At 71.3% G+C, this 24976-nt stretch carries 20 protein-coding genes; 13 read left to right on the forward strand and 7 right to left on the reverse strand.

Features of this window, described 5'->3' with window-relative positions; translation table 11 throughout:
* Nucleotides 1-6 precede the first annotated feature (6 nt).
* Nucleotides 7-1017, reverse strand: a complete 1011-nt coding sequence (locus tag ACIP6N_RS02800; protein ID WP_401812281.1) for a ScbA/BarX family gamma-butyrolactone biosynthesis protein — start codon at nucleotides 1015-1017, stop codon at nucleotides 7-9.
* Between the two features lie 57 nt (nucleotides 1018-1074).
* Here ACIP6N_RS02800 and ACIP6N_RS02805 point away from each other — a divergent pair, with 57 nt between their 5' ends.
* The 7 genes from ACIP6N_RS02805 to ACIP6N_RS02835 all read left to right on the forward strand — a co-directional run bounded on the left by ACIP6N_RS02805 (nucleotide 1075) and on the right by ACIP6N_RS02835 (nucleotide 9698).
* On the forward strand, nucleotides 1075-1734 hold the full coding sequence (locus tag ACIP6N_RS02805) for a ScbR family autoregulator-binding transcription factor (RefSeq protein ID WP_401812630.1): 660 nt from the start codon (nucleotides 1075-1077) through the stop codon (nucleotides 1732-1734).
* A gap of 11 nt (nucleotides 1735-1745) precedes the next feature.
* The gene (locus ACIP6N_RS02810; protein ID WP_401812283.1) at nucleotides 1746-2579 is read left to right on the forward strand and encodes a M55 family metallopeptidase; all 834 of its coding nucleotides are present in this window, start codon (nucleotides 1746-1748) and stop codon (nucleotides 2577-2579) included.
* Nucleotides 2572-3954: a M20/M25/M40 family metallo-hydrolase gene (locus ACIP6N_RS02815; protein WP_401812285.1), complete on the forward strand. Its 1383-nt coding sequence runs from the start codon at nucleotides 2572-2574 to the stop codon at nucleotides 3952-3954. The genes ACIP6N_RS02810 and ACIP6N_RS02815 overlap by 8 nt, the downstream gene beginning before the upstream one ends.
* A gap of 24 nt (nucleotides 3955-3978) precedes the next feature.
* Complete coding sequence (locus ACIP6N_RS02820; RefSeq protein WP_401812287.1) at nucleotides 3979-5979, forward strand: LpqB family beta-propeller domain-containing protein; 2001 nt, start codon at nucleotides 3979-3981, stop codon at nucleotides 5977-5979.
* Nucleotides 5976-6908, forward strand: coding sequence for an LD-carboxypeptidase (locus ACIP6N_RS02825; protein WP_401812289.1), 933 nt, complete (start codon nucleotides 5976-5978; stop codon nucleotides 6906-6908). Before ACIP6N_RS02820 ends, ACIP6N_RS02825 begins: the two co-directional genes overlap by 4 nt.
* Nucleotides 6909-7070: 162 nt before the next feature.
* A complete protein-coding gene (locus tag ACIP6N_RS02830; protein ID WP_401812291.1) occupies nucleotides 7071-7616 on the forward strand; it encodes a GNAT family N-acetyltransferase in 546 nt (181 codons plus the stop codon).
* Between the two features lie 186 nt (nucleotides 7617-7802).
* On the forward strand, nucleotides 7803-9698 hold the full coding sequence (locus tag ACIP6N_RS02835) for a DUF5107 domain-containing protein (RefSeq protein ID WP_401812293.1): 1896 nt from the start codon (nucleotides 7803-7805) through the stop codon (nucleotides 9696-9698).
* Nucleotides 9699-9774: 76 nt separating this feature from the next.
* Here ACIP6N_RS02835 and ACIP6N_RS02840 read toward each other — a convergent pair whose 3' ends face one another.
* Both ACIP6N_RS02840 and ACIP6N_RS02845 read right to left on the reverse strand, forming a co-directional pair.
* The gene (locus tag ACIP6N_RS02840) at nucleotides 9775-10134 is read right to left on the reverse strand and encodes a VOC family protein (RefSeq protein WP_401812295.1); all 360 of its coding nucleotides are present in this window, start codon (nucleotides 10132-10134) and stop codon (nucleotides 9775-9777) included.
* A gap of 46 nt (nucleotides 10135-10180) precedes the next feature.
* A complete protein-coding gene (locus ACIP6N_RS02845) occupies nucleotides 10181-10990 on the reverse strand; it encodes a methyltransferase domain-containing protein (RefSeq protein ID WP_401812297.1) in 810 nt (269 codons plus the stop codon).
* Nucleotides 10991-11411: 421 nt separating this feature from the next.
* Here ACIP6N_RS02845 and ACIP6N_RS02850 point away from each other — a divergent pair, with 421 nt between their 5' ends.
* Entirely contained in the window at nucleotides 11412-11846 is a 435-nt protein-coding gene (locus tag ACIP6N_RS02850; protein ID WP_401812299.1) for a hypothetical protein, read from the forward strand.
* 326 nt (nucleotides 11847-12172) lie between these two features.
* Here ACIP6N_RS02850 and ACIP6N_RS02855 read toward each other — a convergent pair whose 3' ends face one another.
* Entirely contained in the window at nucleotides 12173-13684 is a 1512-nt protein-coding gene (locus tag ACIP6N_RS02855; protein ID WP_401812301.1) for a bifunctional phosphatase PAP2/diacylglycerol kinase family protein, read from the reverse strand.
* A gap of 160 nt (nucleotides 13685-13844) precedes the next feature.
* Here ACIP6N_RS02855 and ACIP6N_RS02860 point away from each other — a divergent pair, with 160 nt between their 5' ends.
* Nucleotides 13845-15068: an aminotransferase class I/II-fold pyridoxal phosphate-dependent enzyme gene (locus tag ACIP6N_RS02860; RefSeq protein ID WP_401812303.1), complete on the forward strand. Its 1224-nt coding sequence runs from the start codon at nucleotides 13845-13847 to the stop codon at nucleotides 15066-15068.
* Nucleotides 15069-15109: 41 nt separating this feature from the next.
* Here ACIP6N_RS02860 and ACIP6N_RS02865 read toward each other — a convergent pair whose 3' ends face one another.
* Nucleotides 15110-15751 carry a DedA family protein gene (locus ACIP6N_RS02865; protein ID WP_401812305.1) on the reverse strand — a complete coding sequence of 214 codons (642 nt, stop codon included), beginning with the start codon at nucleotides 15749-15751 and terminating at the stop codon, nucleotides 15110-15112.
* On the reverse strand, nucleotides 15751-16542 hold the full coding sequence (locus tag ACIP6N_RS02870; RefSeq protein ID WP_401812307.1) for an MBL fold metallo-hydrolase: 792 nt from the start codon (nucleotides 16540-16542) through the stop codon (nucleotides 15751-15753). Before ACIP6N_RS02870 ends, ACIP6N_RS02865 begins: the two co-directional genes overlap by 1 nt.
* Nucleotides 16543-16665: 123 nt before the next feature.
* Between ACIP6N_RS02870 and ACIP6N_RS02875 the strand changes: the two genes are divergently transcribed.
* From ACIP6N_RS02875 to ACIP6N_RS02885, 3 genes are all read left to right on the forward strand, one after another.
* Nucleotides 16666-17070, forward strand: coding sequence for a hypothetical protein (locus ACIP6N_RS02875; protein ID WP_401812309.1), 405 nt, complete (start codon nucleotides 16666-16668; stop codon nucleotides 17068-17070).
* A 199-nt stretch (nucleotides 17071-17269) separates the two neighbouring features.
* Nucleotides 17270-19339: an alkaline phosphatase family protein gene (locus ACIP6N_RS02880; protein WP_401812632.1), complete on the forward strand. Its 2070-nt coding sequence runs from the start codon at nucleotides 17270-17272 to the stop codon at nucleotides 19337-19339.
* A 183-nt stretch (nucleotides 19340-19522) separates the two neighbouring features.
* Nucleotides 19523-22540, forward strand: coding sequence for an alpha-mannosidase (locus ACIP6N_RS02885; protein WP_401812310.1), 3018 nt, complete (start codon nucleotides 19523-19525; stop codon nucleotides 22538-22540).
* Nucleotides 22541-22716: 176 nt separating this feature from the next.
* On the opposite strand, the gene ACIP6N_RS02890 is transcribed toward ACIP6N_RS02885, so the two are convergent.
* A complete protein-coding gene (locus ACIP6N_RS02890) occupies nucleotides 22717-23610 on the reverse strand; it encodes a SigB/SigF/SigG family RNA polymerase sigma factor (RefSeq protein ID WP_401812312.1) in 894 nt (297 codons plus the stop codon).
* Between the two features lie 362 nt (nucleotides 23611-23972).
* Between ACIP6N_RS02890 and ACIP6N_RS02895 the strand changes: the two genes are divergently transcribed.
* Entirely contained in the window at nucleotides 23973-24971 is a 999-nt protein-coding gene (locus ACIP6N_RS02895) for a hydroxyacid dehydrogenase (RefSeq protein ID WP_401812313.1), read from the forward strand.
* Nucleotides 24972-24976: the final 5 nt, after the last annotated feature.

Below are 24976 nucleotides of genomic sequence, written 5' to 3' on the forward strand. Positions count from 1 at the left end.
GCGTAGTCAAGAAGCCACGGAAAGCGACGGTCGCCGATGGCTGTAGCGAAGGACGCCGAATGCTTTTTGTTCGCCGCTCTGAAGAATGCGGAAGACGCAGGTGGAGTGGTGTGGCACGCACAGGACGCGCGCGGGCGGTTCGAATTCAGTGAATCGAATCGCTTTCAGCCGTCCGGCGGTAGGGCGCAGCAACGTTCCACCACTTGTCAGGGCAGCCGCCTGACGCGCGGCCTCGAGCAGGACCATTCCGGGTACGTGGTCCGTGGAGTGGTCGAAGAAGAAGGGGTGACGCGGATCGGCCGGTTCCACCAGCAGGGCGCCCTCACCCTCGCCGGGGCGGATCACGATGTCGTGTGCGGCGGTCACTCCCAGCGTCCCGGCGTCCGGCCAGAGGCGGCCGCCCGGCGCCTGTGCGGGCGGCGTGACCTGCGCCCGGTCCGCCCGCAACACCGCGTACCGGGGGGCGTCCAGGAAGCGCGCGCCGCCGCCGGCCCGCGCGAAGGGCTTCCCGTGCGCGTGGAACGAGACGTCGAGCCGCAGGCCCGTCACCGCGCCGTCGGTTCCGCGGCGCACCTCACTCACGGCAGCCAGGCAGGTGACCTCGGTGGCGCCGGAGGCGGCCCGCGGTTCGGCCGCTGAGTCGATGTCGAAGAACAGGTCGGTGATGAGCAGACGGGATGTCTCGGGAACAGCGAAATACCGAAGGGGTACATAGATGCCGAGTTGACGCAGCGTTTCGACCACGATCAGCGGGCTGTGCAGGTCCATTCCGTCCCGCGGGAACGTCGGATGGGACCGGGGCCAGCACGCCGCCGCCTCGAATTGGCCGCTCTGCAGACGTCGTACGTCAGTGAGAAGTACCTCCGCCACCGAAGCCCGGTGGACCATCTCGCGGGCGACGGTACGCGACCAGCGCAGCGGTCGGATTCCTCCGCCGATTTCACCGACCAGATCAATCATGAAATAAAACAATCCCAGTTTCCCCGGATGTGCACGCCAGACCTGTCGCGCCGTCACCGAAAAGCACTACATTGCGTGACGACAGCAGTGGAAAACGGATCTCGGAGTGTGCACGTGCAGGCTAGGGCGAGGACGACGCGAAGGTTCCTCCTGGAGGCGGCGGCGCGCCTGTTCTACGAACGGGGATACGTCGGCACCAGCATCAGCGATATCAGCGCGGAGTCCGGCCGTACCAGTGGCGCCATCTACTTCCATTTCGTCAGCAAGGAAAAGCTCGCCCTCGCCATCGTCGAAGGACACCACGCGACGTGGCCGGGCCTCGTGGACAAGCACAGAAAGGCCGGCCATCCCGCGCTGGAGAGGCTGGTCGCGCTGAGCTTCGACGTGGCGCGGGCGTTCCGCGACGATCCCGTCGTGCGGGCCGGAGCCCGCCTCTGGGCGGAGCGCGCCGCCATCGACGTCCCGCTGCCCACCTCGTTCGTCGGCTGGCTGGACACCGTCACCGAACTGCTCCAGGAGGCCCACGACGGCGGTGAACTCCACCCGGACCTGGACCCCGAGGTGGCCGCGCACAGCGTCGTCTGCGCGTTCTTCGGCCTGCACACCGTCTCGGACGCGCTGGAGGGGCGTCAGCGCATCGAGGACCGCCTGCACGACCTGTGGCTGCTGCTCCTGCGCGGACTCCAGACGAAACCGGCCGCCGCCGCTCTGCTGGAGCGAGTGAGCCGGCGCACCGCCGAGGCCGCTCTGGCCCGGGTGTGCGTCGACGCGTAACCTGACGCGGCATGAAGATCCTCATCAGCGCCGACATGGAAGGCGCGACCGGTGTGACCTGGCCGGACGACGTCATTCCCGGCGCGTCACAGTGGGAGCGCTGCCGTTCCCTGTTCACCTCGGACGTGAACGCCGCCGTGCTCGGTTTCTACGACGGCGGCGCCGATGAGGTGCTCATCAACGAGGCTCACTGGACCATGCGCAACCTGCTCCTGGAGCGGCTGGACGACCGGGCGCAGATGATCACCGGCCGCCACAAGACGCTGTCGATGGTGGAAGGCGTACAGCACGGCGACGTCGACGCCATCGCCTTCGTCGGGTACCACACGGGCGCGGGCACGGAAGGCGTGCTCGCGCACACCTATCTGGCCAACTCACTCACCGGAGTCTGGCTCAACGGCGTCCGTGCGAGTGAGGGCCTGCTCAACGCCCATGTCGTCGCCGAGTACGGTGTTCCCGTGGTGCTCGTCACCGGCGACGACCTGACCTGCAAAGACGCGGAAGGGTACGCGCCGGACGCGCGCATGGTCGCGGTCAAGGACCATGTCTCGCGGTACGCGGCGGTGTGCCGCACCCCCGCACGTACCGCCGCCGACATCCGCTCCGCCGCGAAGGAGGCCACGGCCCTGGCCGGGCGGTACGAACCGGTGGGCGGGGGTCCTTTCACCGTGGAGATGGAGTTCGACGCCGAACACCTCTCCGCCGCCGCCACCGTGGTCCCGGGGGTTGCTCCCACGGGCGAACGGCGCGTCGCGTACACCAGCGGGACGATGTATGAAGGCATTCGCACCTTCAAGGCGGTCACCACGATCGTCTCGTCCGCAGTGGAGGAGCAGTATGGCTGACATGACGCCCACCGGCAGGACACCCGCCGGCCAGTGGGACACGCCCGGAACGGAGGGGTCCGTCGACGCGACGGCGCTGGAGGAGGTGGTCACCTTCACCTCCGAGCTGATCCGTATCGACACCACGAACCGGGGGAACGGGGACTGCCGGGAACGGCCCGCCGCCGAGTACGTCGCCGAGCGGCTGGCCGCCGCGGGGCTCGAACCGGCCCTGCTGGAGCGGACCGCCGGGCGCACCAACGTGGTGGCCAGGATCGAGGGCACGGACCCCTCGGCCGACGCCCTGCTCGTCCACGGTCACCTCGACGTGGTGCCCGCGGAGGCCGCCGACTGGACCGTGCACCCCTTCTCCGGGGAGGTCGCGGACGGCGTCGTCTGGGGCCGCGGCGCAATCGACATGAAGAACATGGACGCGATGGTCCTCGCGGCCGTCCGCGGCTGGTCCAGGGCCGGGATCCGGCCGCGCCGGGACATCGTCATCGCCTACACGGCCGACGAGGAGGCCAGCGCCGCCGACGGCGCCGGCTTCCTCGCGGACCAGCACCCGGAGCTGTTCGAAGGCTGCACGGAAGGCATCAGCGAATCCGGCGCCTACACCTTCCACGCCGGTCCCGGCATGGCGCTCTACCCGATCGGCGCCGGTGAACGCGGCACGGGCTGGCTCAAACTCACCGCGTACGGCAGGGCCGGCCACGGCTCAAAGGTGAACCACGCCAACGCCGTCAGCAGGCTCGCCGCCGCCGTCGCCAGGATCGGCGACCACCAGTGGCCGGTCAGGCTCACCCCGACCGTACGGGCCGCCCTCGCCGAACTCGCCGCGCTGTACGGCATCGAGACCGATGTCCACGCCGACGGCTTCGACCCGGACGACCTGCTGGGCAAGCTCGGTCCTGCCGCCAAGCTGGTCGAGGCGACCGTACGCAACAGCGCCAACCCGACCGTGCTGGAAGCCGGTTACAAGGTCAACGTCATCCCGGGACAGGCCACCGCCATGGTCGACGGCCGGATGGTGCCGGGCGGCGAGGAGGAATTCCGCGAAACCATGGACCTGCTGACAGGGCCGGACGTCGAGTGGGAGTTCCACCACAAGGAGATCGCGCTCCAGGCCCCGGTCGACTCACCGTCGTTCGCCAAGATGCGCGCCGCCGTCGAGCGCTTCGATCCGGCCGGACACGTCCTGCCGTTCTGCATGTCGGGCGGCACGGACGCCAAGCAGTTCTCCCGCCTCGGCATCACGGGCTACGGTTTCTCGCCGCTCAAACTGCCGCCGGGCTTCGACTACCAGGCGCTCTTCCACGGCGTGGACGAGCGGGTTCCCGTCTCGGCGCTGCACTTCGGAGTCCGCGTTCTCGATCACTATCTGCGGACCGCATAGCTGTTCCGCGCAGGGGAGTTGTCCATGCCGACCACCGGGGCCCACGGAACGTGGGCGTCTCCGATCGACGCCGTCACCGCAGCCTCGCACGACGGCCGCCCCGAGTACGCGGGGGCGGTCGGCGACGAGGTGTGGTGGACCGAGCCGCGTCCCGCCGAGGCGGGCCGCCGCGCGCTGGTGCGCCGGAGGGCGGACGGCAGGGAGGAGTCGGTGCTGCCGGCCCCGTGGAACGTACGCAGCCGGGTCATCGAGTACGGCGGTGTGCCCTGGGCCGGCGCCCCGCGCGCCGAGGGCGGACCGCTCGTCGTCTTCACGCACTTTCCCGACCAGCGGCTGTACCTCCACGAGCCGGACGGCGGCGCGGACCCGCGCCCGCTCACCCCGCTCTCGCCGACCGGCGGCGGACTGCGCTGGGTGGACCCCCAGTTGCACCTCGACCGGGGTGAAGTGTGGTGCGTGCTGGAGGAGTTCACCGGCGAAGGTCCCACCGACGTACGGCGCGTGATCGCCGCCGTACCGCTGGACGGCTCGGCGGCCGGGGACCGTACAGCCGTACGCGAACTCTCCGGCGACCAGCACCGCTTCGTCACCGGCCCCCGGCTCTCACCGGACGGGCGCCGCGCCGCCTGGATCGCCTGGGACCACCCGCGGATGCCCTGGGACGGTACGGAGGTGATGCTCGGCGAGGTCACGGAGACCGGTACCTTCACCGGCGTCAGACCCGTGGCCGGCGGCACCGAGGAATCGGTCTGCCAGGTCGACTGGGCCCCCGACGGCTCGCTCCTCTACGTGTCGGACGCCGGCGGCTGGTGGCAGCTGCGGCGCGTCGGCGCCGACGCCGTGGACGCGGGGACGTGGACTCCCACCGACCTCTGCCCCGGCCGCGCCGAGGAGTTCGGCGGACCGCTGTGGAAGATCGGCCTCCAGTGGTTCCACCCGCTGGAGAACGGGCTGATCGCCGTCATCCACGGCAAGGACACCAACGCCCTCGGCATACTCGACCCCGAGACCGGGGAACTCGTGGACGCCGTGGGCCCCTGGACCGAGTGGGCCGCCGATCTCGCCGTCCAGGGCACGCGCGTGACCGGAGTGGCGGCGAGCCCGCGCACCGGATACGAGATCGTCGAACTGGACACCGGCACCGGGCACACCCGCGTCACCGGCTCGTCGCACCACGACCCGGTGGACCCCGCGTACTACCCCGAACCCGAGCTCCGTACCTTCACCGGACCCGGCGGCCGGGACATCCACGCCCAGCTCTACCCGCCGCACAACCCGGGACACACCGCGCCGGACGGCGAACTGCCGCCGTATGTGATGTGGGCCCACGGCGGCCCCACCAGCCGCACCCCGCTCGTACTCGACCTGGAGATCGCCTACTTCACCTCACGGGGGATCGGTGTCGCCAAGGTCAACTACGGCGGCTCCACCGGCCACGGCAGGGAGTACCGCAACCGGCTGCGCGAGCAGTGGGGCGTGGTGGACGTCGAGGACTGCGCGGCCGTCGCCCGCGCGCTCGCCGACGAAGGCACCGCCGACCCCGCGCGCCTCGCCGTACGCGGCGGCAGCGCGGGCGGCTGGACGACGGCCGCCTCGCTGACCACCAGCGACGTGTACGCCTGCGGCACGATCAGCTACCCGATCCTCGACCTCGCAGGCTGGGCCACCGACGAGACCCACGACTTCGAGTCGCAGTATCTGGAGTCGCTGGTCGGACCGTTCGCCGAGGTCCCCGACCGCTACCGGGAACGTTCACCGCTGCACCTGGCGGACCGCGTCACCGTGCCGTTCCTGCTGCTCCAGGGGCTCGACGACGTGATCTGTCCGCCCGCGCAGTGCGACCGTTTCCTGGCCGAGATGGCGGGTCGCGGCATCCCGCACGCGTACATCGCCTTCGAGGGCGAGGGCCACGGCTTCCGCAAGGCGGACACCCTGATCCGCGCGCTGGAGGCCGAACTGTCGCTCTACACGCAGACCTTCGGCATCGACCGCACGGACATCCCGCGTCTGGAGTTCACGAAGTGAGCGTCCTGCCCCTGACCCGGCCCCCGCGACTGCGGCCGGGGGCCAGGGTCGCCGTCGTGGCGCCCAGCGGCCCGGTCCCCGCCGAACGGCTCGACGCGGGCCTCGACCTCCTGCGCGGCTGGGACCTCGACCCCGTCGTCGCACCTCATGTCCTCGACGTCCACCCGCGGTTCCGCTACCTCGCGGGTACGGACGAGGACCGGGCGCGTGACCTCCAGGAGGCGTGGTGCGATCCGTCCGTCGAAGCGGTGCTCTGCGCCCGTGGCGGCTACGGCGTCCAGCGCATGACCGAGCTGCTGGACTGGACCGCGATGCGGGCCGCGGGCCCCAAGGTCTTCGTCGGCTACAGCGACATCACCGCGCTGCACGAGGCCTTCGCCGTACGGATGGGCCTGGCCACCCTGCACGGCCCGATGACCGGCACGGTCTCCTTCCTCAAGGACGCCAGGACGCAGGAGTCACTGCGGGCCACGCTGTTCGAGCCCGAGTCGGTGCGCACCCTCGGCCTGGACACCGCCCGCGCACTGGTCCCGGGCAGGGCCCGGGGCGTCACGCTCGGTGGCTGCGTCAGCCTGCTCGCCGCCGATCTCGGTACCCCGTACGCCCGTTCGGGCGCGGCGGGAGGGCTGCTGCTGATCGAGGACGTCGGCGAGGAGCCGTACCGCCTCGACCGCGTCCTCACCCAACTGCTGCGCTCCGGCTGGCTGGACGGCGTCGCGGGGATCGGCCTCGGCTCCTGGGCGCAGTGCGGCCCGTACGACGAGGTACGGGCGGTGCTGCTCGACCGGCTCGGCGGCCTCGGCGTACCGGTCGTGGAGGAACTGGGCTTCGGACACGGCGAGACGGGACTGACGATGCCGCTGGGCGTACCGGCGGTCCTCGACGCGGAGAGCGGCACACTGACGCTGGACGTGCCGGCGCTGATATGAGGCGCGGAGGTGCATTACGCCGTGGGGTGGCTCGCGCGACGAGGTGGCGGGCGCGATGTTGTACAGGCCGGGCGAGTGGTGCGCGGTGATCCGACGTGCGCGGTGATCCGTGCGACGGGGAATGTGCGTGCGGTCACGGGAATCGCCTCATAAGCTGGCGCGATGCCCGAGACCACCACCCCGCCCACCGGTACCCCGCGCGCGCTGATCCGTCCCTACCGGCAGGCGGACGCCGGGGAGTTCACCACGCTCGCCCGCGCGAGCAGGGCGCTGCACCACCCCTGGCTCTTCCCGCCGGAGAGCGCGGAGGCGTACGCGCGTTACGTGGGCCGCCTCATCGACGACCCGACGAAGGCCGGCTTCCTCGTCTGCGCGCGCGAGGACGGCCGGATCGCCGGCTTCATCAACATCAACAACATCGTGCAGGGCGGCTTCCTGTGCGGTGCGATCGGTTACGGCGCCTTCGCGCACGCGGCGGGAAAGGGCCTGATGACGGAAGGCCTCGGCCTGGTGCTGCGCCACGCCTTCGGCCCGCTGGGACTGCACCGCCTCGAAGCCAACATCCAGCCCGCGAACACCGCGTCCATCGCCCTCGTACGGCGCGCGGGCTTCCGGCTCGAAGGGCTCTCGCCGGACTTCCTCTTCATCAACGGCAGCTGGCGCGATCACGAGCGCTGGGCGATCACCGCGGAGATGCTTTCCGGTTGATCGCCCCGGTCCCACACGTCCGTGAGCTGGGTTCACGGCACTGAAACCGCGCCCCGCCTTCTCGTGCTCGAGGCCGTCACCCCCCATATGCCCCCTGGTCAGCGTCGCGTTCACCGTGTTCGATGGGCAGTGGGGCCGCCCGCCAAAGGAGCTGCGGGGGGCCCGCGCGAACGAAGCGAGGTTGCCGTGGCCACGACCGTGCGACGTGCTGTACTGACTCTGCCCGCCGCCCCCCTCGGGCCGGAGAACCCTCTTCCTGCCCTGCGCACCCTCGACGAGCCGCAAGCCGACGGGCGTGCCAAGAACGCGTTGCCGCACACCTTGCTGCCGGTACGGATCCTCGACGGTTACGGGCGCGAACGCCGCTCGACCGACCTCGACGCCGTCGTCATCGAGAACGAGCGGCTGCGGGTCACCGTCCTGCCGGGACTCGGCGGCCGGATCCACTCGCTGCACCACAAGCCGACCGGACGCGAACTGGTCTACCGCAACCCGGTGTTCCAGCCCGCGAACCTCGCGCTCAACGGTGCCTGGTTCTCCGGTGGCATCGAGTGGAACCCCGGCCCGGGCGGACACTCCACCCTGTCCTGCGCACCGCTGCACACCGCGCTCGTACCCGCCCCGGACGGCGGGACGATGCTGCGCCTGTGGGAGTGGGAACGGCTGCGCGACCTGCCGTTCCAAGTGGATCTCTGGCTGCCGGACGACTCCGACTTCCTCCAGGTCGGCGTACGGATCCGCAATCCGCACGAGCGGGCCGTGCACGTCGACTGGTCGTCCCGCACCACGGTCGAGGAGGACGCGCACACGCGCGTCCTCGCCCCGGCCGAAGAAGCCCGGCGTCTCGGTGACCCACGTGGCGCCCGCCGGGTCCCGCCGGGCGAAGAGTTCTCCGCCGAGTACTCCTACGACGTACCGGACGGCGCCCGGAAATGGGTCGCCTCGCTCGACGCGACCGGCGAAGGACTCGTCCAGACGTCCACCGGCCCCCTGCGCGGGCGCGCGCTCCACCGCTGGGGCACCGGCACCGGCGGCCGCAACTGGCAGCGGTGGATCACCGAGCCCGGTGCGCCCGGCTGCATGGAGATCCGGGCCGGCCTTGCCCATACCCGGCCGGGGCGCGTACGGCTCGACGGCGGCGGGGAGTTGAGCTGGCTGGAGGCGTACGGTCCGCTCGCCGCCGACCCGGCGGCCGTGCACGGCGACGACGGGGGCGCGGCCCGCACCGAGGTCGCGGACCGCCTCGAAGCGGCCCTTCCGCGCGCGGAGTTGGACGCCGCGTACGAGGCGTGGCTGCCGTACGCCGACGCGGATCCGGGCGAGCGGCTGGCCGAGGGCTCCGGCTGGGGCGCACTCGAAGTGCTGTGCGCGGGCTTCAAGTTGCCCGGAACGCCCTTCGAGGAGGCCACACTCGGTGACGAACAGACGCCCTGGGTAGAGCTGTTGACCGGCGGCGTACTGCCGGAGCTGTCCCCGGATGCTCCGCCCGGGCCCACGCTCGTCGCACCGCACTGGCGCGACATGCTGGAGACGGCCCCCGCAGAACCGCTCACCGAATACCACCTGGGCATCGCGCAGTGGCATGCCGGCGACTTGGCCCAAGCGGTGCGCAGTTGGGAACGCGGCCTGCGAAGCGCCACCTCACGCTGGCCGTTGCTGCGCTGCCTCGCCGTCGCCGACCAGCAGGGCGGCAACCCGGGCCGCGCGGCCGACCACTTCGCGGAGGCGTTCGACGACCTCTGCCGGGGGAGCGGTGACCGCGGACCGGCCTGGACGGCCACCGCCGCGGCTCTCGGACGCGAGGCGATCGCCGCGCTGCTTGAGGCAGACCGTATCGCCGAGGCGCGCTCCGTCCTGGACCGGCTGCCGCACGGCGTGCGCGAGCGCGGGGCCTTCCGGTTCGCCGAGGCCCAACTGCTGCTCGCCGAGGGACAGAAGGAAGCAGCCCGCGCCCTCTTCGACGCCGGATTCGAGATCGCCGACCTTCGCCCGGGCGACGAGACACTGAGTGAGGTGTGGGCAGCCCTCACGGACGACCCATTGCCGGACGCCTACGACTACCGGCTGCGCCAGGGGTCCTGAGCGCGCGGGGCCGGGGAGACGGGGGTGACGGGGTTGGCGCTCAAGCACCCCCGTCACCCGCCCACCGGCCGTCGTGTCACGCCCCCTGGACCGGCTTGCGGTCGACGTACTCGAAGACGGAACCGTCGGGGTGTATGGCGATCAGATTGCGTCCCGCCGGCGTCGGGACAGGCCCCACAAGGACCTTGGCGCCGACGTCCGTGAGGGCCGCCAGAGCGTCGTCCACGTCCTTGACGGCGATCGTGGCCGTCACCTTGCGCAGGACGTCAATCTCCGACGCGGGACCGCTCATGAGCAGAAAGCAGCTGACGGCGGCGACGGACACGCCCCCGCGCTCGAAGCGGAGCGCGGGGGCACCGGTGAGGCGTTCGTAGAACGCCACCGAAGTCTCCAGGTCGTCGGGGTAGACACGCAGCGTGGTTCCCAGGATTTCCATACGGACAAGGTTAGTTGGCCGCGCCGCCGCAGGAGATCATTTCGGCTCACGCACGGCACAGGATCTCGCCGTGCGGGACCATGAACCAGCCGTCCGCACGGCTGCCCCAGTCCCGCCAGGCCTCCGCGATCTCCGTCAACCGCCCGGACGACGCATGACCGCCCCCGACCGCCAACTCGGCGTAGACGGAGGCGACCGTACGGTCCGCCCACAGACCGCTCCACCAGGCGCGGTCCTCGGTGGTGGCGAAGCACCAGGCGGTGGCGGTCGGGGTGATGTCGGTGAACCCCGCCTCCCGGGCCCACGACAACAGCCTTCGCCCGGCGTCCGGTTCGCCGCCGTTGGCACGCGCCACCCGGCGGTACAGATCGAGCCAGCCGTCCAGCGCCGGAATCCCGGGGAACCAGGTGAAGGCGCCGTAGTCGGCGTCGCGCGCCGCGACGATCCCACCGGGCCTGCACACCCGGCGCATCTCGCGCAACGCCTGTACGGGGTCGCCGACATGCTGGAGTACCTGATGGGCGTGGACGACATCGAAGGAGTCGTCGGGAAATTCCAGAGCGTGGACATCGGCGACCGCGAAGCGGACGTTGTCCACGCCCGCGGCCCGAACGGCCTCCCGCGCCTTGCCGAGCACCCCCTCCGACGCGTCCACCGCCGTCACCGTCCCCGGGGCGACGAGCCCGGCCAGACCGGCGGTGATGGTCCCGGGACCACAGCCGACGTCCAGCACGTCCAGCCCCGGACGCAGCTCACCGAGAAGGTAGGCGGCCGAGTTGGCGGCGGTACGCCACTGATGGGACCGCAGCACCGACTCGTGGTGCCCATGGGTATAAACGGCGGTTTCCTTCGGCATGACCGGACTCCTCGGTACGCGGTGGTCCGCCCACGGTACGCCGCCATGCCGCATGGTGAGATCTGAATCTCACGATGCGGTCCACCGTCCAGGAATCGGGCAGACCCTCCCGGGGTTTTCGGAGCGTCAAGTACGTGATGTGCAGGGCCGTTGGCCGCCGAGCCCTGGCATGCTCCGATCTCCGACATATGCGCCCGAGTCTCCAGGCGGCTCGGTTGCCCTGGTTTCGGGTGCCAAGGGCAGGTCCGGGGCCACATGTGGCAAGGTATGCCGACAACTCACGCCGACCGGGCCTCGCGGGAGGGTCCGACTCGCCATTGTTTTCAGGGTTTTGGCACCCTGCGGCGGCGTCCGGAGGCAGGAAGAAGTTGCCGGGTGCACATGTCCCCCGGTTCGCATCCAACCTTTCAGGAGTAACCCCGTGAACGGAAAACGCCGCCGACTGTTTCTGGCCGCCGTCCACCCCATGCTCGAACCCGGAGAGCAGGTCGAGGTGGCGACCATCGTGAACCTGAGCTCGGTCTCCGTGCGCCGAACCGCGGCGTTCGCGGTGGCCTCGACGATTGTGACGGGCGGTGCTCTGGCCATGATGCCGACCCCGACGCCCATGTATCTGGCGATGACTGGCCGTCGCATCTTCATTTTCCGGGCGAACCCTATGTTCGCCCGGCCGGAGGAGCATCTGATGACGATTCCCCGCGCAGGTCTCGTTCGCTCGCAGATAAGAGAGCGCCTGATCAATTCGTCCTTCGTGGTTTCCTCGCCTGACAATGAGCAGGGCCTGAGGATTATCTTCTCGCTGCTCAATCGCAAGAACCGGAACGCGATAGCGTCCGTCCTGCCCCTGGCAGGCTGACTCCCCGCACTCGGGCAGATGGCGAGCGGCCGTCACGGCCGGCCCCCGTCCGGATGAGTGACGCAAGCTCAGGGGCCCTTCCGGCAAGTGCGTGGAAGGGCCCCTGAATGAGCAATTTCCTTACCGGGCGCAGAACTCGAACCCGCGACCCGCTTGGGAAGCTGTTACCAAAACCTGCAGCCACTTCGCCGGCGGGCAGGCGGCAACTGAAGTGCGTCCGCATGGCGATCGTTTCCCCTGCCCCCACTGACAAGGGATAAGTCCGCCGGCCCATGTGCTGGAAGAAGGCACCGAAGGTCGACGGAACCACGAGACGCTGGATGGCCCTACACGAAAGCCTGCGGCCGGTAGACCGTCAGCGCCTCGATCGCCTTGTCGAGGGTCAACTCGCGGGGTGCCTCCGCCACCTCGCCGTCGAATGCCAGCGGGGTGCCCGGTGCGATGCCCGCGATCCTGACCCGGCGCATCCGCTCCGCCGCGTGGACGGGCGAGCGGCTCAGCGGGCCCGCGAGGGCCGCCGCGAGCAGCCGGGGGCCCGGGGCGCGGCCGCCGTGTACGACGCGTACGTCCAGCAGGCCGTCGGCCAGATCATGCCTCCGCCCCGGTGTGGGGCCCATCCGCTGGTAGATGCAGTTCCCGGCGAACAGCATCCACAGCGACCGCTGCCGGCCGTCGAACTCGGCCTCCAGCTGGTGTCCGCCGCGCAGCACCTTCAGCGCGGCCAGCACCCCGGCGGGCCAGCCGCCGATCCGGGGCGCCCAGTGCTCACGCACCCGCACCAGCTCCGGATAGACGCCCAGGCTGAAGGTGTTGAGGAAGTGGCCCGGCGCCGTGGAGCCGCCGGGGCCCGGCGTGAAGCGGCCCAGGTCCACTCGTACGGCGTCGCCCGCCTCCAGTGCCCGGCAGGTGTCCTGGACATGCTCTATGCCGAGGTCGTAGGCGAAGTGGTTCAGCGTGCCGCCGGGGAACACAGCCAGTGGCAGCGCGTGCCGCACGGCGATGCCAGCGGCTCGGTTGATCGTGCCGTCGCCGCCCATCACGCCGAGAGCGACGCAGTGCTGCGCCGCCTTCTCCAGCTCGGCATTCACCTCTTCCGGCGCGCATTCCACGATCTCCGCGTGCGGCAGCGCGTCGCGCACCAGTGTGGCGTCGCCCGCCGAGCCGGATGCCCGGTTGACCACGACGGACAGGCCCCGGCCGCCGGGCAGCGCGGGAGCCTCGGCGTACGGGCGGCCGGGCGACGGCATCTGCGAGCGGGTCGGTACGAGCCCGCGTACCGCGTAGGCCGCGCCGACGCCCAGAGCGGCGCCCGCGATGACATCGCTCGGATAGTGCACCCCCGTATAGACACGGGACAGCGCCACGGCGGCGGCCACCGGTGCCACCGCCACGCCCCAGCCCTTCGACTCCAGGGCAACGCCCGTCGCGAAGGCGGCGGCGGACGCGGCATGCCCGGACGGGAAGGAGGTGGTGAACGGCTGCCGCTTCAGCTGCCGGATCAGCGGTACCGCGTCCAGCACCGGCCGGTTCCTGCGCACCGCGCGCTTGCCCACGATGTTGACGGCGGCGGAGGCGACTGCCAGCGACGCCATGCCCCTGACGGCGGCCCGGCGTGAACGCGCGCCCTTGCCCAGCGTGGCGATGCCCGCCGCGGCGCCGAACCACAGCAGGCCGTGGTTGGCGGTACGGCTCAGCCGGGGCAGCACCGGTCCCGCTCCCGGCCAGTGCCGGCTGGCGACGGAGTGGAAGACCCCCTCGTCCCAGGAGTCGAGCAGGGTCGCGATCCGGCTTCTGGTGCCGGTGCTGACCTGGTTGTACGCAGCGGAGGAGTCTGACATGCAACGCGCGTACCCCGCAGGTGGCGGCACCACGCAGGGAAGCTTCCGGTTGTCTCCGCTTGGAGGGCATAGTGTGTCAAATCTCTGCATAAAGAGCCGAGACGGTCCGCTCGTCGGGCTCGTACGGGTGACCGCGAGGCGCGGCGGGAGGCGGTGGCGGATGACGGGTGGACGGGTGACGGCGCACGGAGGCCGCGGCCCCGTCAGGTTCGGCCCGTGCGCCCCCGAGTCGGGACTGCCCGCTCTGCCCGAACTGGCCGCCGTCTGCGCGGCCGCCGCAGGGGACACCGAGCCACAGCCGCCCGGCGGCGGCCCGGTCCTGCGGGAGGCGGCCAGTGGGTACTGGTCGCGGCGCGGGCTGCGGAGCGTGCCGGGCGACATCGCGGCGGCCCCCGGCGCGCAGCCACTGCTGTTCGCGCTGCTCGCCGCGTACGACGGTGACGTCCTGATGCCCCGGCCCTGCCCCGCCTGGTGGACCCCGCAGGCGCGGCTCCTCGGGCGGCCCGCCTATCACGTGCCGACGCCGGCCGAATGCGGCGGCGTGCCCGATCCGTACGCGCTGCTGGAGACGGTCCGCCGGGTGCGGGCGGAGGGAGGCAGGCCGCGGGTGCTGCTGCTCTCGGTGCCCGACGACCCCACCGGCACCGTCGCGCCGCCGGAACTCGTCCGTGAGGCGTGCGAGGCCGCGGTCGGCGAGGGGCTGGAGATCATCAGCGACGAGACCTGGCGTGACACCCTGCACCGGTCGGGGGCCGTGCTGTTCAGCCCGGCCGGGGTATGGCCCGACGAGGTCACGGTCGTCTGCGACACGGTGGGCGCGCTGACGCCGGATTCGTGGCCGATGGCGGTCGCCCGTTTCCCCGCGACCGCGTCGGGAGCCGCGCGGCGGGCCAGGACCGTCGACATCCTCACCGCGCTCGGCGCGGTGGTCGCCGGTCCCGTCGCCTCCGCCGCCGCCCACGCCCTCGACGAGCCCGCGTACGTGACGGCGAGGGCGCGCGAGGCCGCCGCGCTCTACGCGCGGACGGGGGCCGCGGCCCACCGGGCGGTGCTCGGTTGCGGGGCGCTCTGCCGGCCCCCGGAGGCGGGCCGGCATCTCTACGCGGACTTGGCGCCGCTGCGGGACCGGCTCGCGGTGCTCGGGGTCACCGACTCCATGGAACTGGAGAACCACCTGAGCGAACGGCTGGGCGTGCCCGTGCCCGGCGGACACCGCTTCGGCGACGAACTGGGCGCGCTCCGGGTCAGGCTGTCGACGGGGGCACTGCTCGGGGCGACTCCCCGGGAACGACTGGAGACGCTCACCGCACAAACCCCTCTGGAACTGCCTCATGTCGCCCGCGCACTCGCCCATCTCGAGGCGGCCTTCGCCGAACTGGGCTGAGCCACCGCCGCGTCAGCCGAGCGCCGTCGAGCGGGTCCTTCCTACGATTCCTGACCGTTCCCCACGCCCTCCGCGCCCGCTCGGCGCACCCTGCGCCAGAGCATCGGGGCGACGCTCACCACCACGGTCAGGGCCACCGCCGCGGCCACCCCCTGCCACGGCTCGGCGAACAGCGAGCCGCCCAGTATCCCGATCAGCTGATACGTCGCAGCCCAGGCCAGACAGGCCGGTATGTCGCCGCGTGCGAACCGCCGTATCGGCCACGTCGCCAGCAGGCAGGCCAGCATCACCGGGATCCGGCCCGCCGGCACCAGCCGGGACAGCACGAGCACCATCACCCCGTGGTCCTTGAGCTTGGCCTGCGCCTGCTCCAGCCGGTCGGGCGGCGCGTGCTCGCGCAGCTTGGCCAGCCAGCGCGAACCGTTCTTCGAGCCGACACCGCGCCGCCCGAGCCAGTACAGGGACAGGTCGCCGAGGAAGGCCGCGCCCGCCGAGACGCCGAAGACGTAGAGCAGCGCGAGCGGCGCGGTCTGATGCAGGGCCACCACCGCGGCCGAACTCACCACGGTCCCCGTCGGCACCACCGGCACCAGCGCCCCGAGCATCACCAGCAGGAACACCGACGGATAGCCCACCGCCTGCTGGGTGGACTCGACCGGTATGTGAGATATGAAATGGTTCATCACCGGCGGACCTCCGGTCGCGTGCTCTCGCCGTGGCCGAGCAGATGCACGGTCACCTTCGGAGCGTGGTGCGCGGCCCGCCTGACGAACTCCTCGCCGGGCGTGTAGAACTCGTGCGGGCGGACCCTGTCCATCCCGATCGGCCAGTATGTGCCGAAATGCACCGGCACCGCCGCGGCCGGTGACAGCTGGGCCAGTGCCCGCGCCGCCCGGTTCGCGTCCAGGTGCTCCGGTCCCAGCCGGGGACCCCAGCCGCCCACCGGGAGCAGCGCCACATCCACCGGGCCCACGGCGTCCGCCATGCCGTCGAAGAGGCCGGTGTCACCGGCGAAGTACGTCCGCGACTCGCCGCTGACCACATAGCCGAGAGCGGGGGAGCGGTGCGGTCCGAACGGCAGCCGCCGCCCGTCGTGCCGTGCCGGTACGGCACGTACCCGCAGCGCCCCGATCTTCACCTCGTCCCCGGCCTCCACCTCGGTGATCCGCAGCCCCGAAGGGTTCCTGCGGGCGTCCAGCCTCCTCAGCCCGGGGACCGAGCGCTCCGCTCCCCGGGGCACGATCAGCCGTGTGCCGGGCGCGAGCCGGGTCAGCGAGCGTGGGTGGAAATGGTCGGAGTGCAGGTGGGAGATGAGTACGGCGTCGGCGACCGCGGCCCCGGGCGGCGGGAGTTCGCCGCTGCGCCGCCGCAGATGGGCCAGGCGCCCCACGAAGAGCGGGTCCGTCAGTACCCTGACGCCGGAGTCCTCGACCGTACAGGTGGCGTGCCCCCACCAGGTGATGACCGTTCCCAACTTCGCCCTCAGCTCTGTGCCTGCGTCACGACTGTGCCGTCGTCACGCGATCCCGGCCCTCAGCGTACGGCGGGCGGAGTAGGGTCGGCGCACGAAAGGCCGGGGCGGGGAGACGATACGTACATGCGCGAGACGCGAGTGGCGGCGATCGCCAGCCTGACTCCGCTGGAGGAACTGGACGCGGATCCCTTCCTCGTGGACACCCGCGGTCAGCACCGGATGTGCGCGCGGTGGGCCGAGGGGAAGGGGTACGTCGTCACCAGCCAACTGCTCTTCTACGGCCTGCGCCCCGACCACCGCGCGCTGTGGGCGGGCGTCGAAGCGGGGCTCGTGGAGGTCTTCGTCGCCGCCAACGACCGGGTCCTCGGCCGGGCGTTCACCTCGCCGGCCGCCTTCTCGGCGGAATGCGAGCGCAGGGGCGTACGGCTGGAGACCGCCGATCTCGACGAGCCGCTGTACGACGCGAGCGCGAAGGCGGGCGTGCACCGCAGGCTCTCGATGCCGACGGCCGGCTACGACGGCTGCTGACCGGTGTCCGCCGTTGCCCGATGTCCGGGCATACCGCGCATCGTTCGCATGTCCGGCTTGTCTGCCGTGTCCGTCAAGGACGGGACAGTGCGCCCGTTGTGTCAGGCTGGGGGCCGAGCCCGTGAGACGCGTACGGGCCGGGACGTGAGGTGAGTGCGGAGTGCTGCGAGGGCGATGGGCTACGACGGGCAGAGCCCTGATGCGGGTGATGGTGGTGTGGGCGGTGTCCACGCTGACCATGCTGGCGCTCGCCGGCATCCTGCCCGACTTCCGGCTCCAGTCGGACGACGGGGACAGTTTCAGCAGGACCGCGTACACCGCGGGCTGGGGCGCGGGCGCGTTCGGTCTGCTGAGCGCGCTGGTCTGGCCGTTGCTCGTCCGGGCGCTGCTGCTCGTACCCACGCTCGTCATCAGCGTGCTCGTCTTCTTCCTCAACGGCTCGCTGCTGCTGATCGCTCTGTGGCTCATCCCGGACGGCCGCGGCGTGGCGAACCCGGAGACCGCGGTGGTGGTCGCGGCCGTGATGTCCGCCGTCGCCTCCGCCACCTCCACCGCCCTCGCGGTCGGTGACGACAACGCCTACCGTCGCCGGCTGTGGCGTCTCGCCGACCGGCGGCGCCGGAAAGCCGGTGCATACGGCGGACAGCACAGCGAGTCGGCAGGCACGGTCTTCATCCAGCTCGACGGCCTGGGGCACCGGGTGCTGAGCGAGGCGCTGGCCGACGGCGTGATGCCCAACATCGCCGGGTGGCTGGGTGAGCGGCCGACCCACCGGCTGACACCCTGGCGCACCGACTGGTCCAGCCAGACCGGCGCGAGCCAGCTCGGCATCCTGCACGGCACCAACTTCGACCTCCCCGCCTTCCGCTGGTACGAGAAGGAAACCGGCCGGATCATGGTCAGCAACCGGCCCGCGAGCGCCGCCGAACTCCAGCGCCGCGCCATCGAACGCACCGGCAGGGGCGGCCTGCTGACCGTCGACGGCGCGAGCCGCGGCAACCTCTTCAGCGGCGGCGCCGACCAACTCGCGCTGGTGCTCTCGATCGCGGCCAGGCGCGGCAAGGCCAACCGGTCGCGGGCCGGATACTTCGCGTACTTCTCCGACCCGGCGAACGCCGTGCGTACGGCGGTCTCCTTCGCCGCCGAAGTCTGCCGCGAGATCAGCCAGTCGACCCGGGCGCGGCTGCGCAAGGAGCGGCCCAGGGTGGGCCGCGGCGGGCTCTACCCGTTCATAAGAGCCTTCGCGACCGTCGTGGAACGGGACGTGGTGGTCGCCGCCGTCATGGGCGACATGCTGGCCGGACGTACCGCCGTCTACGCGAACCTGCTGGGCTACGACGAGGTCGCCCACCACTCGGGACCGCACAGCCGTGACGCCGCGCGGGTCCTGCACCGGCTCGACCGCTCCGTCGGGCTGATCGCCAGGGTCGCGGAGCACGCGCCGCGCACGTACCGGATCGTGCTGCTCTCCGACCACGGCCAGAGCCCGGGCGAGACCTTCGAAAGCGCCTACGGGCTCACGCTCAAGGACCTGGTCAGGGCCGGATGCGGGCTGACTGTGCCGCGCGGGGCCGAGCGCTCCAGGAGCGGCGCCGAGGCGCGGCTCGCCGCGCGGCACGCCGTACGCGCCGTCCTCAACCGGCCGGTGGCCGAGGGCGAGGAGGAGAGCCCGGCGCCCGGCAGGGAACCCGTCGTGCTGGCGTCCGGGAACCTCGGCCTGGTCTCCTTCCCCGACGTTCCGGGACGGATGAGCCGCGAGGAGATCGACCGGCGCCACCCCGCGCTGCTGCGGACGCTGGCGGGCCATCCCGGCATCGGCTTCCTGCTGGTACGCAGCGAGGAGCACGGTTCGGTGGTACTCGGTCCCGGCGGCGCGGAGATCCCGCTCGCCGAACTGGACGACAGCGGCCCGCTGGCGGACATGGGGTCCGGCGCGGCCGACGCGGTACGCCGCACCGACACTTTCCCGCACGTGGCCGACATCATGGTCAACTCGATGTACGACCCGGCGACCGGCCGGGTGCACGCGTTCGAGGGGCAGATCGGCTCACACGGCGGACTCGGCGGCGAGCAGTCCAGGCCCTTCCTGCTGTCGCCGCTCGCGTTCCCGGACCCGGTCCCCGGCGACGGCGAACTCGTCGGCGCCGAGCGGGTGCACGAGGTCCTCGCCGGCTGGCTGCGCGAGGGCGCGGGGCCACAGGTGCCGCTGGGCCCCTCGGCGACGGTGCCGCGTCCGGCCGCCACCGAGGACAAGCTCCGACCGGTGTGACGCTGTGCGAACAGACGGTGGGCGTGGGCATAGAAAGACGTAGAAAGACACAGGAAGAGACAGAGGGGAGGGCACGAGCCGTTTCGGAGTGCTCAGGTCCGGAGATGGTTACAAGCGGTTCTCCGGCCACCAGCACCGGCCGTCCCGGCACCCGTGTCCATCGCTATCCAGGAGCTTGCCCTCATGCACGACGACCACAGCCTGGTCGAAGCACGCCTCAAGCGCGTCCTCGAAGAGCGCGTACGGCCTGCCGTCTATCCGGAATCGATACCGCTGGACGTCGCCATCTGGACCGCACCGGGCGAGCCCGTCCCGGTGGACGAGGGCCTGGCGGCCCCGACCGAGCCGATCGCGATCGGCACTCCCTGGGGTGCTCCGTGGGGCACCAGCTGGTTCACCGTCGCGGGAACGGTTCCTCAGGAGTGGGCAGGACGTACCGTCGAGGCGATCCTCGACATCGGCTTCAACGAGGCCACCCCGGGATTCCAGTGCGAGGGCCTGGTCTACCGGCCCGACGGCAGCCCGGTGAAGGGCCTCAACCCCCGTAACCAGTGGGTGCGCGTCGGCGCTCCCGCGGCCGGCGGCGAGCAGGTGCTCCTGCACATCGAGGCCGCCTCCAACCCGGTCCTCCAGGGAGCCAACCCCTTCGAGCCGACGCACCTCGGCGACAAGGAGACCGCGGGCAGCGACCCGCACTACGTCCTGGCCCGGATGGATCTCGCCGTCTTCGACGAGACGGTCTGGAATCTCATCCAGGACCTGGAGGTCCTGGGCGAGCTGATGGTGGAGCTGCCCCTCGAAGGCGCCCGCCGCTGGGAGATCCTCCGCGCGGTCAGCCGCGCCCTCGACGTGATCGACCTCCAGGACGTGAACGGCACCGCGGCCGCCGCCCGTGAGCAGATCGCCGAGGTCCTGGCCACGCCCGCGCCGGCCACTGCCCACCGGATCAGCGCGGTCGGCCACGCCCACATCGACTCCGCGTGGCTGTGGCCGCTGCGTGAGACGGTCCGCAAGGTCGCCCGTACGACCGCCAACATGACCGCGCTGATCGAGGACGAGCCCGAGTTCGTCTTCGCGATGTCCCAGGCGCAGCAGTTCGCCTGGATCAAGGAGCACCGCCCGGAGGTCTACGCCAGGGTCAAGAAGGCCGTGGCGGAGGGCCGGTTCGTACCGGCCGGCGGGATGTGGGTGGAGTCCGACACCAACATGCCCGGATCCGAGGCGATGGCCCGGCAGTTCGTGCACGGCAAGCGCTTCTTCCTCGACGAGTTCGGCATCGAGAACGACGAGGCGTGGCTGCCCGACACCTTCGGCTTCGCCGCCGGGCTGCCGCAGATCATCAAGGCCGCCGGCTCCAAGTGGCTGCTCACACAGAAGATCTCCTGGAGCAAGATCAACAAATTCCCGCACCACACCTTCCGCTGGGAGGGCATCGACGGGACCCGGATCTTCACCCACTTCCCGCCCGTCGACTCCTACAACTGCGCGATGGAGGGCAAGCAGATCGCCCACGCGGCGCGCAACTTCAAGGAGAAGGGCGTCGCGAGGAACTCCCTCGCGCCGACCGGCTTCGGCGACGGAGGCGGCGGCACCACCCGCGAGATGGTCGCCAAGGCGGCCCGGATGCGCAGCCTGGAAGGCTCCGCGACCGTGCGGTGGGAGAGCCCCGCGGAGTTCTTCACCAAGGCCGAGGCGGAGTACCCCAACCCACCGGTCTGGGTGGGCGAGTTGTACCTGGAACTGCACCGGGCCACGCTCACCAGCCAGGCCAGGACCAAGCAGGGCAACCGCCGCAGCGAACACCTGCTGCGCGAGGCGGAGTTGTGGGCCGCCACCGCCGCCGTCCGGACCGGCGCGCCGTACCCGTACGAGCAGTTGGACCGGATCTGGAAGACGGTGCTGCTGCACCAGTTCCACGACATCCTGCCCGGCTCCTCCATCGCCTGGGTGCACCGCGAGGCCGAGAAGACGTACGCGGCCGTCGCCGAGGAGCTGACCGGGCTCATCGACACGGCGCAGCGCGCGCTCGCCGGTGACGCCGCGAGCACGTCGACGGTGCTCTTCAACTCCGCACCGCACGCACGCGGCGGGGTCGCGGCGGGCGGGGCGGGACCGGCCTCCGCCGGGGACGCGGTCCGGCCCGTGCCGCGCGAGGGCGGCGGTTTCGTCCTCGACAACGGTCTGCTGAAGGTCGAGATCGACGGCCGGGGCCTGGTGGTCTCGGCATACGACATCGAGGCCGGGCGGGAGGCCGTCGCGCCCGGCCAGGCGGCGAACCTGCTCCAGATCCACCCGGACTTCCCGAACCAGTGGGACGCCTGGGACGTCGACGAGTTCTACCGCAACACCGTCACCGACCTCACCGGCGTGGACGAACTCACCGCGACGGACGAGGGCGTCACGGTCGTACGCGGCTTCGGGAAGTCCAAGGTCACCCAGCTGCTGTCCCTCGCACAGGACGCGAAGCGGCTCGACATCGCCACCGAGGTCGACTGGCACGAGACGGAGAAGTTCCTCAAGGCGGCGTTCCCGCTGGACCTGCACGCAGACCGGTACGCCTCGGAGACCCAGTTCGGCCACGTCTACCGGGCCACCCACACCAACACCAGCTGGGAGGCTGCCAAGTTCGAGGCCTGCAACCACCGCTTCGTCCACCTGGCGGAGCCGGGCTGGGGCGTCGCCCTCGTCAACGACTCGACGTACGGGCACGACGTGACCCGCGCGGTGCGCGACGCGGACGCCGGTACGACCACCACGGTCCGTGCCTCGCTGCTGCGCGCGCCCCGCTACCCCGACCCGCAGACCGACCAGGGCGTGCACCGTTTCCGGCACGCGCTGGCGCCGGGTGCGTCGATCGGGGACGCGGTCAGGGAGGGTTACCGCATCAACCTGCCGGAGCGCAGGGTCGCCGGTGACGGCGAGGTCGCCCCGCTGGTGACCGTCGACAACGACGACGTCGTCGTCAGCGCGGTGAAGCTGGCCGACGACGAGAGCGGCGACCTGGTCGTACGGCTCTACGAGTCGGCGGGTGGCCGGGCCAAGGTCCGGGTCGCCGTGGGCGTGGAGGTCGGTGGCCTGGCCGTCACCGACCTGCTGGAGCGCCCGCTCGCCGATGTGGCGCGGCCGCAGCTGACGGACGGGGCCGTCTCGTTGGCGCTCCGCCCGTTCGAGCTGGTCACCCTGCGGCTGACCCGGGTGTGACCGGAGCCTGACCGGCGGCCGGGCGCTGTCCTGCGGGGCGGCCCGGCCCGCAGGACAGCCCGGTACGGCCCGGCCCACGGGACAGCACGCCCACGCGGGACAGCACGCCCACGGGACAGCACGAGGCGGACGCCCCGATCACGGGACGTCCGCCTCACGTTCGGTAGCGCGAGCCCTCAGATGTCGACGAGCATTCCCGCGCGCAGCCGCGAGATGATGCGGTTGAGCAGTCGTGAGACATGCATCTGCGAGACACCCAGCTCCGCGCCGATCTGCGACTGGGTCATCTCCTGACCGAACCGCAACTGGACGATGTGCTTCTCGCGCTCGTCGAGCTGTTCGAGCAGCGGAGCCAGCGCGTGCAGGTCCTCGACCTTCTCCATCGCCGGGTCGGACTCGCCCAGCACATCGGAGAGGGTGCGTCCGCTGCTGGTGGCCTGGCCCTCCTCGCTCGCGGGCATGTCCAGGGAGCCCGCCGTGTAGCCGTTGGTCGCGACCAGGCCCTCGATGACCTCTTCCTCCTCGATGCCCAGAAGCTCGGAGAGTTCCTTGACGGTCGGGTCGCGGTCCATGACGGTCGCGAGGTGTTCCTTGGCCTTGGCCAGCTCGACGCGCAACTCCTGCAGCCTGCGCGGCACATGTACGGCCCAGCTGGTGTCACGGAAGAACCGCTTGATCTCGCCGACGATGTACGGGACCGCGAAGGAGGTGAACTCGACCTCGCGGGAGAGGTCGAACCGGTCGATCGCCTTGATGAGGCCGATCGTGCCGACCTGGAGGATGTCCTCCATCTCGCCGCTGCCGCGGTTGCGGAACCGGCTCGCGGCGAACCGCACCAGCGACTGGTTCATCTCGATCAGGGTGTTGCGCGCGTACTGGTATTCAGGCGTGCCCTCTTCGAGGACCTGGAGCTGGTCGAAGAACAGCTTGGACAGCGCCCTCGCGTCCCGCGGGGCGACCTTTGACGGGTCGGCGATCTGCGGCAGCGTGGCTGCGGATGCGTCGGCACCGGACGTCAGGACAGCCTCGGCCTGCTCCGACCGGCCAGCTTGCGCGGTGCTGGTTGACATGACATCACCCTCCAGAACGTCCGGTCCGTACAGGATCTCCTCCTGCCCGCTGCGATGCGTCCCATACGTGACGGGTTCCGATTTCTCTGCCGCTCGAACGTGCTTCCCTGGTTCGCTCACCCGGTCGGTCAAAATACTTATCTGCCGTTTCCGTGGCGTGACAGATGAACTCGGCCGGCCATGTGGCCCGTCACCGGGCGGGATCCGGCCGCAGACCGGATGGTTCCAGCGCCCGGGTCCGTTGACGCCGGGCACACCGTTGGATTTATTGGAGCGGCAACAGCGCCCGACCACAGCCCGGGCCCCGCTGGAGCGCGCCGACTTCCCCGATTCCCGAGAGCCCCCGAGAGAGGGATCAGCCAGTGACCGACCGACCGATCGCGGCCTTGGCCATGGCACCCGATGTGCCCGACCAGGTCTTCCCGGCGGATCTGCGCGAGCGCCTGAGCCGCAGCGTGCGGCTCGCGCCGACGCTGCTCAGCGGCCCGCCCACGGACGCGCGAGCCCGCGCCACGCTGGCCGAGGCCGAGATCCTGCTCACCGGCTGGGGCTGCCCCCGGCTCAGCGGGGACGTGCTGGAACTGGCGCCCCGGCTGCGGGCGGTCATGCACGCGGCGGGGTCCGTCAGGCCCGTCGTCTCCGACGCCCTGTGGGAGCGCGGCATCGTGGTCTCCTCGGCGGCGGACGCCAACGCGGGGCCCGTCGTCGCCTTCACCCTCGCCGCGGTCACCTTCGCCGGGAAGAAGGCACTGCCCGCGGCCGCCCGTCTCGCCGCCGGGCTCGGGTCCGGCGAACGTCCGGGCGCGGACGGCCGCACGATCGGCATCATCGGTGCCTCCCGCATCGGACGCCGGGTGATCGCCGCGCTGCGCGCGTCGGACGCCGGATACCGGCTGCTGCTGACCGATCCGTATGTCACCGACGCGGACGCGGCGGAGTGGGGCGTGGAGCGGGTGGAACTGCCGGACCTGTGCCGCCGCAGCAGCATCGTCAGCATCCACGCGCCTTCGCTGCCCGAGACGAGGGGCCTGGTCAGCGCGGAGATGCTGAAGCTGATCCCGGACGGCGGAGTGGTCATCAACACCGCGCGCGGCGCGCTCATCGACCACGAGGCGCTGACCCGGGAGTGCGCCGACGGGCGTCTGGACGCCTACCTCGACGTGACGGAACCGGAACCGCTGCCCGCCGGGCACCCGCTGTACTCGCTTCCCAATGTGCTCGTCACCCCGCACCTCGCGGGCGCGCTGGGCAGTGAGGTGCGCAGGCTCGGCGCGTACGCCACGGCCGAAGTCGAACGGTATCTCGCCGGTGAACCACTCCAAGGGGCCCTGCGGCGCCAGGACATGGAACGGATGGCCTGAAGGGA

The organism is Streptomyces sp. NPDC088725, assembly GCF_044751305.1.
Classification (GTDB): domain Bacteria; phylum Actinomycetota; class Actinomycetes; order Streptomycetales; family Streptomycetaceae; genus Streptomyces.

Bases quoted from the DNA above. Each gene is read 5' to 3' on its own strand.
- ACIP6N_RS02845 (WP_401812297.1), bottom strand. From the start codon at position 10,990: ATGCCGAAGGAAACCGCCGTTTATACCCATGGGCACCACGAGTCGGTG.
- ACIP6N_RS02875 (WP_401812309.1), top strand. From the start codon at position 16,666: ATGCGCGAGACGCGAGTGGCGGCGATCGCCAGCCTGACTCCGCTGGAG.
- ACIP6N_RS02815 (WP_401812285.1), top strand. From the start codon at position 2,572: ATGGCTGACATGACGCCCACCGGCAGGACACCCGCCGGCCAGTGGGAC.
- ACIP6N_RS02840 (WP_401812295.1), bottom strand. From the start codon at position 10,134: ATGGAAATCCTGGGAACCACGCTGCGTGTCTACCCCGACGACCTGGAG.
- ACIP6N_RS02885 (WP_401812310.1), top strand. From the start codon at position 19,523: ATGCACGACGACCACAGCCTGGTCGAAGCACGCCTCAAGCGCGTCCTC.
- ACIP6N_RS02830 (WP_401812291.1), top strand. From the start codon at position 7,071: ATGCCCGAGACCACCACCCCGCCCACCGGTACCCCGCGCGCGCTGATC.
- ACIP6N_RS02890 (WP_401812312.1), bottom strand. From the start codon at position 23,610: ATGTCAACCAGCACCGCGCAAGCTGGCCGGTCGGAGCAGGCCGAGGCT.
- ACIP6N_RS02855 (WP_401812301.1), bottom strand. From the start codon at position 13,684: ATGTCAGACTCCTCCGCTGCGTACAACCAGGTCAGCACCGGCACCAGA.
- ACIP6N_RS02820 (WP_401812287.1), top strand. From the start codon at position 3,979: ATGCCGACCACCGGGGCCCACGGAACGTGGGCGTCTCCGATCGACGCC.
- ACIP6N_RS02880 (WP_401812632.1), top strand. From the start codon at position 17,270: ATGCGGGTGATGGTGGTGTGGGCGGTGTCCACGCTGACCATGCTGGCG.
- ACIP6N_RS02865 (WP_401812305.1), bottom strand. From the start codon at position 15,751: ATGAACCATTTCATATCTCACATACCGGTCGAGTCCACCCAGCAGGCG.
- ACIP6N_RS02860 (WP_401812303.1), top strand. From the start codon at position 13,845: ATGACGGGTGGACGGGTGACGGCGCACGGAGGCCGCGGCCCCGTCAGG.
- ACIP6N_RS02810 (WP_401812283.1), top strand. From the start codon at position 1,746: ATGAAGATCCTCATCAGCGCCGACATGGAAGGCGCGACCGGTGTGACC.